General features: G+C 70.8%; 8 protein-coding genes and 1 pseudogene. 3 read left to right on the top strand and 6 right to left on the bottom strand.

Annotation, left to right across the window (positions count from 1 at the left end; genetic code table 11):
* A pseudogene (locus MZTS_RS22025) lies at window positions 1-285 on the bottom strand (hypothetical protein); the annotation flags it as partial.
* Window positions 286-535: 250 nt separating this feature from the next.
* Entirely contained in the window at window positions 536-1,369 is an 834-nt protein-coding gene (locus MZTS_RS22020) for an outer membrane protein (protein ID WP_238257918.1), read from the bottom strand.
* Between the two features lie 349 nt (window positions 1,370-1,718).
* Here MZTS_RS22020 and MZTS_RS22015 point away from each other — a divergent pair, with 349 nt between their 5' ends.
* The 3 genes from MZTS_RS22015 (at window position 1,719) to MZTS_RS22005 (ending at window position 4,427) form a co-directional block, all read left to right on the top strand.
* Window positions 1,719-2,024, top strand: a complete 306-nt coding sequence (locus MZTS_RS22015; RefSeq protein ID WP_009866369.1) for a hypothetical protein — start codon at window positions 1,719-1,721, stop codon at window positions 2,022-2,024.
* A 277-nt stretch (window positions 2,025-2,301) separates the two neighbouring features.
* Window positions 2,302-3,861, top strand: coding sequence for an HNH endonuclease signature motif containing protein (locus tag MZTS_RS22010; RefSeq protein WP_192285424.1), 1,560 nt, complete (start codon window positions 2,302-2,304; stop codon window positions 3,859-3,861).
* Between the two features lie 266 nt (window positions 3,862-4,127).
* Window positions 4,128-4,427, top strand: coding sequence for a hypothetical protein (locus MZTS_RS22005; RefSeq protein ID WP_183667258.1), 300 nt, complete (start codon window positions 4,128-4,130; stop codon window positions 4,425-4,427).
* Here MZTS_RS22005 and MZTS_RS22000 read toward each other — a convergent pair.
* From MZTS_RS22000 to MZTS_RS21985, 4 genes are read right to left on the bottom strand one after another with little or no spacing between them, the layout of a single operon-like run.
* Window positions 4,424-4,894 (bottom strand): DUF411 domain-containing protein, encoded by a 471-nt coding sequence (locus MZTS_RS22000; protein ID WP_096485538.1) that lies wholly within the window; start codon window positions 4,892-4,894, stop codon window positions 4,424-4,426. The two genes, MZTS_RS22005 and MZTS_RS22000, sit on opposite strands and share 4 nt — an antisense overlap.
* Window positions 4,895-4,944: 50 nt before the next feature.
* A complete protein-coding gene (locus MZTS_RS21995; RefSeq protein ID WP_183667257.1) occupies window positions 4,945-8,109 on the bottom strand; it encodes an efflux RND transporter permease subunit in 3,165 nt (1,054 codons plus the stop codon).
* Window positions 8,106-9,632 (bottom strand): efflux RND transporter periplasmic adaptor subunit, encoded by a 1,527-nt coding sequence (locus MZTS_RS21990; RefSeq protein ID WP_183667256.1) that lies wholly within the window; start codon window positions 9,630-9,632, stop codon window positions 8,106-8,108. Before MZTS_RS21990 ends, MZTS_RS21995 begins: the two co-directional genes overlap by 4 nt.
* On the bottom strand, window positions 9,632-10,180 hold the full coding sequence (locus MZTS_RS21985) for a FixH family protein (protein WP_183667255.1): 549 nt from the start codon (window positions 10,178-10,180) through the stop codon (window positions 9,632-9,634). The genes MZTS_RS21990 and MZTS_RS21985 overlap by 1 nt, the downstream gene beginning before the upstream one ends.
* Window positions 10,181-10,271: the final 91 nt, after the last annotated feature.

Here is a 10,271-nt window from a genome sequence, read left to right as displayed (position 1 = left end):
GCAGCAGGTGGCCGCGCAGCCGGCCGGCCGCTTGTGGTGGCCGTGGCCGCCCGGGTGGTGCTGGCCGGCCGAGGCATGCCGGTGGCAGTCGGGGCCGTCCGCGCCGTCCGCCTGGACGCTCGCTGCCGCGGGCGCGTCGGCGGAGCCGGCTCCGTGCCGGTGGTGGGCATGCGGGTCGGCGGCGGCCTGGTCGGCGGCGGCGTGATCGGCCGCGGCGTGGCGCTGCATCGTGCACGGCGCCGCCGGGGCGATGGCCACGGCCATCGCCAGCACGGCAAGCAACATTGCGCGAAGAACTGCCAAGGACCCAGAGACCCTCTCGTACCCAGGCCAATCCTTGCACAGGCCGCCAATATCGGCAACGCACGAACACTTCTGCTGTCGGTGGAGCGTCCGAAGCCGTTTCCTGGCGATTTGAGGCTGCAAGCCAATCGCCCCTGCCGTGCACGCACCCCCATCCTGCCCGCGTGGTGGCCGCCGTTCCGGCTCGGGGGAGCCCGCCACCGGTGCGGGTGCCGCGCGGGACCGCGCGACCTCAGTACCGGCGCACCAGCGGCGCCTGCTCGGCTGGAGCGGTCGCGGCCCATGGTGCCCAGCGCAAGCCGAGCTTCACGTCGTGCGAATCGACGTTCTTGAAGGTCAGCGCCTCGCAAGACCCGCACTGGCCGGCATAGTTGTAGACCGTGCCGGTCTTTCCGTCTCCGAGATTGAGGTAGCGGTATGCGAGCTCGACCGTGAAGCTCGGGCTCACCTCGTAGCCGACACCCGCGTGCAACGCCCAAGCGAGGTTCGTCTTCGAGCCTGCCTTCGCGTAGGCGAGGCCCTGCGTGACGACGTTCGTGTCCTTGAAATTGTCGAGCGTGATCCGCACCGCGCCGACGCCGGCGCCCAGGAACGGCGTGAGGCCGTACCAATTGCCGAGATCGACGTAGCCGTTGAGAAGCACGGCCACTTCACGCTTCGACGCGGTGTACTCGTCGGTGCCGTACCCGAGCGGCAGGCTCGCGTCGCGGTAGCGCTCAAGCCCGGTGAACGCGGCGGCGCTGCGATACTCGCCCGTGACGTCGGCCCGGAACCACCGGCCGAAGCGGTAGCCGGCGCCGCCGCCCGCGAGCGGGGCGCCCGCGAAACCCAGATTGACCTTCTCGATCGTCCCGAGCGCGTCCAGGCTGTTGGAGAGCCGTTCCACGGATTGGTTGCTGAAACCGATGTCGCCGCGGAGGTAAAAGCCCGACACCTCGGCCTCCGGCGCGAGCGTTCCGCGCAGTTCCGGCATCGGCGCGGCCGGCGGCAGGTCAGCCGCGTGTGACGGTGCCGCGAACGTCGCGGAGATCAGGCCGCAGCCGAGCAGGCCGAGCGTTCGCGCCATTTCACCGATTCCAACCATCGTCCGGTCCCTCACCCGCAGTCCCCGTCAGCGAACCCTCCCACGGCACGGTTGATATCCCCTTAACGTACCCCATGGGGGTAACGATCGACGGGGCGCTGCCATCGTCGGCAAGAGCTGAGGCCTTCGTGGGTCTAGGCGTGCGCGCGGCGCCTTCAAGACGAGGTCATTCGGCCCGGACAGGCTCCGAACTTCACCCGATCCGGAGACTTCGCCGACCCGCTGCGCCGATTACCCCCTAGGGGTGTGCAACCGTTTCAGGCCGCTCGTGCGTTACTCGATCCCGGACGGGGGATCTCAACTGCAGGAAACGACCCGGGAGGGATACGCGATGCTCAAACGGGTTCTCTACGTCTCCGCACTCGCCCTGGTCTTGGTCCCGACCGGGGCAGGTGCCGTCGGCTTCCGGATGACACCGCCGCCCTACGGCGCGGCGTCCGATCACGGTTCGAGCGCCGGCCTCGCACCGACCGCCAAGACACTCCGGGTACATAATCGCCCGGTCTTCCTCGGCTGCGTCTACTCCTATCACGAGTGCGAGCATCTCGCCCACGACCGCGGCTTCTACAACCACTTCACGCGCCATGATCACGCCACCTGCCACCATGGCCCGTCGTACGCCTGCTTCGGCCAGTAGGAACCGAGGCGGCCCTCGCTTTCGCCGCGGGACGAGTGCGTAGACAGCTTCAGGGATGGCAGCACGTCGACCCAGGCGTCCGGTGCCGTTCGGCCCGGACGTACATCGGGTCAGCCGGTCCGGGCACGTCGTTGCCGGGTGGCGCCGGCAAGTTTAGAAGGGCGCGCCCGGCCCGAGCCGGTGGGCCGAGGGGCGACCGCCGCGTCGTCTTCCTCGGCGGGCGACCGTCCCTGGCCGGCACGCCAAAGACTGTTTCGACGGACGCTAGAGCCCCCGGATGGCGAGCAACACCAAGCCCGAAGGCAACGGGAAGCTGTCCGAGGTCGAAGCGGCGATCCGCCTGCGGATGTCGCCGGAACTGCTCGAACACTTCACGCGCTACGGGGCCAAGGCCGGCATCCGGCGCAAGCTCGCGTGCGAGACCGCGGACGGGCTGCGCTGGTACGAGGAAGCCGAGCTCGCCGCCTTCGACAAGTTCCTGCGGGAACCTTGGCCGGTCAAGGAAGGCAAGACGCGTCCGCACATGCCCGAGAAGGTCCGCCTGGAGATCAAGCTTGAGGCGAACTGCGGCTGCGCGATCTGCAGCCACGGCGCGAACTGCGAGGCCGCGCATATCGAGCCCGTCTCGCAAACCCTGAGCCACCATCCCGCCGGTCTCATCTGGCTCTGCCCAAACCACCACACGGACTTCGACAAGGGCCTGTACATGCCCCGCGACGTCGACCTCGCGACCGTGCGGGCCGTGAAGCAGATGCTCGTCAACCGGCGCGTGCGGGGGTGGACCATCGAACGGAATGCGAGCCTCGCCGTCCTGCAACTCGTCCGACAGATTGAGGAGATCGGCGGCCTGTTGGCCAACGCGCAGTTCGCCGCGGCCCACGGCGCCGCGGTTGCCCTTGCTGAACAGGACATCGTCGCGCTGGAAGAGACCGCGAGCAGGGCCGCGACCGCGAAGCCGACGGCCGGTCCCGTCGGCCGGTCCTACGGCAAGTTCGCGGCCAAGGTCGCCACCTCGGCGAAGGGAGCCCGGGCGCTGCCCGGGGCTCGGATACCGACGTTCGCCGCGGCCGTCGTCGAGGCGCGGGACGAGTTCCTGCGGGACGCCTCGATGACCGCCTGCCCGCTCTGCGGGGGTGCGGGCTCGTGGGACGGCTCCGATTGCCCGGCCTGCGGGGGCGAGGGCTACATCGGCACGGCGGAGGCCCGCCGAATCGACGTATCGGCTTACCAAGCGGTGGATTGCCCGGTCTGCGACGGGCTGGGCCAGCGCAACGGGAGCCCATGCACGGCCTGCGGCGGCGAGCGTCGCATGCAGCGTCGCCACGCGGAAGCGGTCGACGCCAGGGACTACCAGGAAGTGCCCTGTCCCGTCTGCGCGGGCGTCGGGCGCCGGCAGGGCGAGGAGTGCCCGGCCTGCGGCGGCGAGAGGTCGATGGAGCGGCACGTCGCCGACAGGATCGATCCAACCGCATACGACGAGGTCGATTGCCCCCTCTGCCACGGAAGCGGGCGACGGGACGGCCTCGATTGCCCCGTGTGCCAGGGCGACGGGCGGGTCGAGGCACGGCACGCCGAGCGCGTCGACCTGTCGGACTACGCCGAGGTGCCGTGCCGCCTCTGCGGCGGCAGCGGACAGGTCAACGGCTACGACTGCCCACCCTGTGGCGGCGACGGGCGCATGGAACGGCAGCTGGCGGACCGGTACGACTGGTCACAGTATGACTTGGTGACGTGCCCGAGCTGCAAGGGGACGGGGCAGCGGCACGACTTCGATTGCCGGTCCTGTGGCGGCGAGGGTCAGGTGTACCGGCGGCAGCTCGCTTGGATCGAGGATTAGCGGCACCACCCTGCCGTTTTGCCCGAGCTCCCCACGCGAGGGCGGCCGGCGCTTCGACCGCCCAGTCCCAAGGCCGCTGTCTCGGCGCGTCGCCCGATTCGGGTGCCCCGGGTTCGAACCAGATGTCGGCAGGGCTCGCGACGACCGCGACGTTGTGGGCTCCCTGCATCCAGCCACAGCGCGGTGGGTGGGCCCTGCGTTGGGAAGGCCGGCACCCCGCCAGTGCCGCCGCGGCGCCCCCGGTTGACCTGCGGCGAGGCCTCAGGATGGCGATCGTCACCGCACGCAATCCTCAGCTCGACGAGACCGACGGTGGCGCCGCCCCCGAGGCCCTCGGCAAGAGCCGCCTCGGCTCCCCCGTCCCGTGGCGGACGTTGTCGAGGCGGCCCAAGCCGGCCGATGTCTTGCTCGTGTTGACGATGGCGACGGCGATGCGCGGGCCGACGCCGCAAGCCAAGAGTTCGTCCTCGTCGTCGCGCTCGAAGGTCAATGCCGCGGCGGTCCGGTCGACCTCGGTCAAGAAGCCCCCTGCTTGCCAGGGCGGGCGTGCCGCCATGCCCGGCTAGACGGCCTGCCCGCCGCGAAATCGCGCGAAGGTGGTGCGCACGCCCGGGCCGAACAGCACCACCTCGTAGGTGGCGGGCTCCACCCCGTCGACCTCCATGCCGGGCGAACCGACCGGCATGCCGGGCACCGCGAGGCCGGTGCCGGCAGGCTTCTCCACCAGCAGCCGCTTGATGGCCGATGCGGGCACGTGCCCCTCGATCACGTAGCCGCCGACCTGGGCCGTGTGGCACGAGGCCAGCTCCCGCGGCACCCCGAGCCTCGCCTTGACCGGGTTCACGGGGGCGTTCACGACCTGGACGCGAAAACCCTCGGCGCGCAGGTGCTTGACCCAGGCCTCGCAGCAACCGCAGCTCGGGTCCTTCGTGGCGACGACTTCCGGCAGATCCTCCGCCCGCGCCGCCTGTACGCCGGCGGCCGCCAGGCCGAGGACCACCATGCGTCGGGACGGCCGGAAAAGTTCGCTCATAACCAACTCCTGTCTGCTCACGGCCGCCGGGACGGCCCGTCCAGCCACGCTCACTCGGCGGCCCGGGGGAGGCCCGCGTGCACGGCGGCCCGCCGCTCCTGCCGAAGCGTCGGCCTCCGTTCCTTCACCAGCCCGTAGATGGCCGGGATCACGACGAGGGTCAGCACGGTCGAGGAGACCATGCCGCCGATCATCGGCACCGCGATGCGCTGCATGATCTCCGACCCCGCGCCGGTGCTCCACAGGATGGGCAGCAGGCCCGCCATGATGGCGACGACCGTCATCATCTTCGGCCGCACCCGCTCGACCGCCCCCACCATGATGGCTTGGTACAGGTCCGCGCGCGTGGTCTCCCGCCCGGCGGCGAGGGCCGCGGCCCGACGCTCGTCCCAGGCATGGTCGAGGTAGACCAGCATGATCACGCCGGTCTCCGCGGCGACGCCGGCGAGCGCGATGAACCCCACCGCCACCGCCACCGACATGTTGAAGCCCATCCACCACATCAGCCAGACGCCGCCCACGAGGGCGAAGGGCAGGGACAGCATGACGATCAGCGTCTCGGTCAGGCGCCGGAAGTTCAGGTAGAGGAGCAGGAAGATGACGAGCAGCGTCACGGGCACCACGATCTTCAGCCGCGCCTCCGCCCGCTCCAGGTACTCGAACTGGCCGCTCCACTGGACGCTCGTGCCCGGCGCGAGCTGGACCTCCTTGTCGACCGCGTCCCGGGCCTCGGCGACGTAGCCGCCGAGGTCGCGCCCGGTTATGTCGACGAAGATGTAGACCGCGAGCTGCCCGTTCTCGGTGCGGATCGAGGTCGGCCCCCGGGTCAGCTGCACCTTGGCCACCTCGCCGAGCGGCACCGTGCCGCCGGCCGGCAACGGCACCTGCACCTCGGTGGCGATGGCTTGCGGATCCGAACGGAAGTCGCGGGGGTACCGCACGTTGACGGTGTAGCGCTCGCGGCCCTCGACCGTGTTCGTGACGCTCTCGCCCCCCAGCGCCGTCGCGATGACGTCCTGCACGTCCCCGACCGTCAGGCCGTAGCGCCCGAGCGCCTCGCGGTCCGGGGTGATGTCGAGGAAGTAGCCGCCGATGACCCGCTCGGCGTAGGCGCTCGACGTGCCCGGCACGTTGCGCACGACCGCCTCGATCTGTCGGGCGACCTTCTCCATCTCGGCCAGCTCGGTGCCGTAGACCTTGATGCCGACCGGCGTGCGGATGCCGGTCGAGAGCATGTCGATGCGGGCTCGGATCGGCTGCGTCCAGGCATTCGACACGCCGGGGAACTGCAGGGCCCTGTCCATCTCGGCCTTGAGGCTCGCCAGCGTCACGCCGGGACGCCACTCCGCCTTCGGTTTGAGGGTGATGATCGTCTCGAACATCTCGGTGGGGGCCGGGTCCGTCGCCGTCGAGGCACGCCCCGCCTTGCCGTAGACCGAAGCCACCTCCGGGAAGGACTTGATGATGCGGTCCTGGGTCGCCAGCAGCTCCCCGGCCTGGGTCACCGAGATGCCCGGCAAGGTCGTGGGCATGTACATCAGGGTGCCCTCGTTCAGGTCCGGCATGAACTCGGAGCCGAGCTGGCGGGCCGGCCAGAGGGTCAGGCCGAGCGCCGCCACCGCCAGCAGGATGGTCAGCACCTTGGCCCTCAGCACGACCTTGATGACCGGGCGGTAGACCCAGATCAGCAGCCGGTTCAGCGGGTTGCGGTGCTCGGGGATGATGCGCCCGCGCACGAACAGCACCATCAGGGCCGGCACCAGGGTGACCGACAGGAGCGCCGCGGCGGCCATAGCGAAGGTCTTGGTGAAGGCGAGCGGCCCGAACAGCCGCCCCTCCTGGCTCTCCAGGGTGAAGATCGGCAGGAAGCTCACCGTGATCACGAGGAGGGAGAAGAACAGCGACGGGCCGACCTCTGCCGCCGCTTCGACCAGGATCTCGACCCGGGGCCTGCCCGGCGGCGCCCGCTCCAGGTGCTTATGGGCGTTCTCGATCATGACGATGGCGGCGTCGATCATGGCCCCGACCGCGATGGCGATGCCGCCCAGGCTCATGATGTTGGCGCCGATCCCGAGGAGATGCATGGCGCCCAACGCCATCAGGATGCCGACCGGCAGCATCAGGATGGCCACCAGCGCGCTGCGCAGGTGAGCCAAGAACACGATGCAGACGAGCGCCACGATGACGCTCTCCTCGACGAGCGTGTGCTTCAGGGTGTCGATGGCCGCCTCGATCAGCTGCGAGCGGTCGTAGACCGCCAGGATCTCGGTGCCCGCCGGCAGGCTTTTCGCGACCTCCGCGAGCTTCGCCTTGGCGCCCTCGATAACGGTGAGGGCGTTGGCGCCGAAGCGCTGCAGGATGATGCCGCCGGCCACCTCGCCCTCGCCGTTCATCTCGGTGATGCCGCGCCGCTCGTCCGGCCCGAGCTCGACCCGGGCGATGTCCCGCACCCGCAGCGGGGTGCCGGCCTCCGTCTTCAGGACGATGTTCTCGATGTCGGAGACGCTTCTGAGGTAGCCGCGCCCACGCACCATGAACTCGAACTCGGAGAGTTCGACCGTGCGGCCGCCGACGTCGGCGTTGCTCGACCGGATGGCGTCTCGGAGCCTGCTGAGGCTGATACCCTGGGCGCGCAGCCGGTTCGGGTCGACGACGACGTTGTACTGCTTCACGAAGCCGCCGACGCCCGCGACCTCGGCCACCCCCTCGGCGCGCGAGGCGCCGAAGCGGACGACCCAGTCCTGCAGCGAGCGCAGCTCGGCGAGCGTCTGCTGCTTGGCCACGATGGCGTACTGGTAGACCCAGCCCACCCCCGTCGCGTCGGGCCCGAGCGTCGGCGTCACCCCGGCCGGCAGCCGCTTGCCGGCCGCGCTCAGGTATTCCAGCACGCGCGAGCGTGCCCAGTACGGATCGGTGCCGTCCTCGAAGATCACGTAGACGAACGAGACCCCGAAGAACGAGAAGCCGCGCACCACCTTCGACCGCGGCACCGTGAGCATGGCGGTGGTCAGCGGGTAGGTGACCTGGTCCTCGACGACCTGGGGCGCTTGCCCCGGGTACTCGGTGTAGACGATGGTCTGCACGTCCGAGAGGTCCGGGATGGCGTCGAGCGGCAGGGTGCGCACGCTATAGAGACCGGCCGCCACCGCGAAGACGGTCCCGATCAGCACCAGGACGAGGTTGCGGGCCGACCAGCCGATGAGGCGCGCGATCATTCCGGGTTCTCCTCGGCCTGCGCCCGGGGCTCGGCGGGGGACTTGGGCGCCGCCATGCTCTGCAGCGCCGCCTTCAGGTTGCTCTCGGCGTCGATCAGGAAGTTGGCCGCGGTCACGACATGCTCGCCGGCCTGCACGCCCTCGCGGATCTCGGTGTAGCCCTCGCCGCGGGCGCCGATCTTGACCTCGCGCGGCTCGAAGCGGCCCTCGCCCTTGTCGACGAGCACGACCTGGCGCGCGCCCGTGTCGATGACGGCATCGTTCGGGACCGCGACGACGGGCTTCGTCGCGCCGGTCCCGATCTCGACGTCGGCGTACATGTCGGGCAGGAGCACCCCGTCGGGGTTCGGCAGCTCGATGCGCACGCGGGTGGTGCGCGTTTGCGTGTTCACCTGCGGGTAGATCAGACCGACCTTGCCGACGAAGTCGCGCCCGGGGAGCGAGCGCATGCGCACGCCGACCGGCTGGCCGACCTTGACGCTGCCGAGGTCGTATTCGGGCACCTCGGCCAGCACCCAGATCGTCGAGATGTCGCCGATCCGGAACAGGGTGTCGCCGGCCGCGGCCTTCATGCCCTCGACGGCGGTGCGCTGCAGGACGAGGCCGTCCCGAGGCGCGGACCAGGTGATGGCCATCGGCACCTTCCGGGTCCGCTCCATCTCGTTGATCACCTCCTCCGAGACGTTCAGGTTCTGCAGCCGCCGCCGGGCCCCGTCGAAGCCGGGATTGGCGATGAGCTGGGCGGCGGCCGCGTTGATCTCGGGCGAGTAGACGTGGACCAGGGGCTGGCCCTTGCGCACGCGGTCCCCGGTCGTGACGTTCTCGACGTGGTCGACGTAGGCGTCCGACCGTGTCGCCACGACGGTGACGCGCCGCTCGTCGAGGGTGACGGTGCCGGGCACCCGCACGGCGCGGCTGACGACGCGACGTTCGGCCCTCTCGGAGCGGACGCCGGTGCGCTGAACCTTGCCGGGCGAGATCTTGAGGGTGTTGCCCTCCTCGGCCTCGCCCTCGTAGACGGGGACGTAGTCCATCCCCATCGAGTCCTTCCTCGGCACCGGCGAGGTGTCGGGCAGGCCCATCGGGTTGCGGTAGTAGAGGATTTTCCGGCCCCCGGCCGGGGGCGCGGCGTAGGTGGCGTTCGCCGTGGCCTCCTTCGCGGCGGGCCGGGGCTCGAAGTCGACATCCCCGCCGACACGCACGGGAAGGTAGTCGCGTCCGTCGGGCGTCCGCGCCGGGGCGAGCGCGTAGGCCGCCTTTCCGTCGGGATCACGGTAGTAGAGGACGGGCGCATCCGCGGCCGCGGCCGGCTTCGCGCCGCGACCGACGAGCGGGCCGGAGACCGACGGCGGCAACCATGCCGGCAGGGGCCATCCCGCCGCGCCGGCCCTCAGCCCGGCAAGGGCCCCGCCCGCGACGGCGAGGGGCAGGAGGACGAGGCCCGCGACCCACGCCCTCGCATGGCCGCCCCGGGGGGCGCGCTCATGGTGCCGCGCCAGGTGGATCGGTGTCGTCTGGTCCATCACTCGACCGCCCTGAGCACGAGTTGGTCGTGGACGGTGCCGGTCTCGCCCGGCACCTTCGCGGCCAGCGAGAGGCGCCAGCGGCCCTCCATCGTCAGGCCGGCCCTGAAGGCGTGGATGCCCGGTCCTGGGCTTGCCTCGGGCTCCAGCTTGCCGGTCATCGTCGGCATCCCGTCGGGCGCCATGTCGAGGCGGCGCGCGTAGACGAGCGCGTCGGCCACGGGCTTGCCGACGCGTGCGTCGAGCAGGCGGACCCTGAGGGTCGCCTCGCCCGCCTTGGCCTCGGGATCCAGGAGCTCGAAGGCATAACCCTTGAGCTCCGGGGGCATGGGTCGCGCGGCCTGGGGCAGCCACGCCGCGACCGGTGCGGGAAGCCGCGTCGCGACCGCGTTGGGAATATCCCATGCGCCGCGCGCGAGCCCGTAGCCGGCGCCGGCTCCCGCCACGGCTCCTACGATGAGGACGAACCCGAGCAGGAGCCATGCGCCCATTCCGGCCGGCCGGCGCCCCTCCTGGTCAGCGGCGGAAAATCCTTCCCGTCCCGTCATGGCGCCATTCGCGGAGCCGGGGGGATGGGGAAGCGCGCCGCGCGGCTCGGGGCACGCCGGATGCGCCGGGGTCCCAGGGGCGGGACGTGGC

Origin of the sequence: Methylorubrum zatmanii (genome assembly GCF_014845115.1) — a bacterium.
GTDB lineage: Bacteria > Pseudomonadota > Alphaproteobacteria > Rhizobiales > Beijerinckiaceae > Methylobacterium > Methylobacterium zatmanii.
Note: the sequence above shows the minus strand (reverse complement) of the source record. Positions and strands in the feature narration are given on the sequence as shown.

What these genes read in the sequence shown, in the direction of transcription:
- MZTS_RS22005 (WP_183667258.1), top strand. Translation starts at nt 4,128, where the DNA reads ATGGCGATCGTCACCGCACGCAATCCTCAGCTCGACGAGACCGACGGT.
- MZTS_RS22020 (WP_238257918.1), bottom strand. Translation starts at nt 1,369, where the DNA reads ATGGCGCGAACGCTCGGCCTGCTCGGCTGCGGCCTGATCTCCGCGACG.
- MZTS_RS21990 (WP_183667256.1), bottom strand. Translation starts at nt 9,632, where the DNA reads ATGGACCAGACGACACCGATCCACCTGGCGCGGCACCATGAGCGCGCC.
- MZTS_RS22010 (WP_192285424.1), top strand. Translation starts at nt 2,302, where the DNA reads ATGGCGAGCAACACCAAGCCCGAAGGCAACGGGAAGCTGTCCGAGGTC.
- MZTS_RS21995 (WP_183667257.1), bottom strand. Translation starts at nt 8,109, where the DNA reads ATGATCGCGCGCCTCATCGGCTGGTCGGCCCGCAACCTCGTCCTGGTG.
- MZTS_RS21985 (WP_183667255.1), bottom strand. Translation starts at nt 10,180, where the DNA reads ATGACGGGACGGGAAGGATTTTCCGCCGCTGACCAGGAGGGGCGCCGG.
- MZTS_RS22000 (WP_096485538.1), bottom strand. Translation starts at nt 4,894, where the DNA reads ATGAGCGAACTTTTCCGGCCGTCCCGACGCATGGTGGTCCTCGGCCTG.
- MZTS_RS22015 (WP_009866369.1), top strand. Translation starts at nt 1,719, where the DNA reads ATGCTCAAACGGGTTCTCTACGTCTCCGCACTCGCCCTGGTCTTGGTC.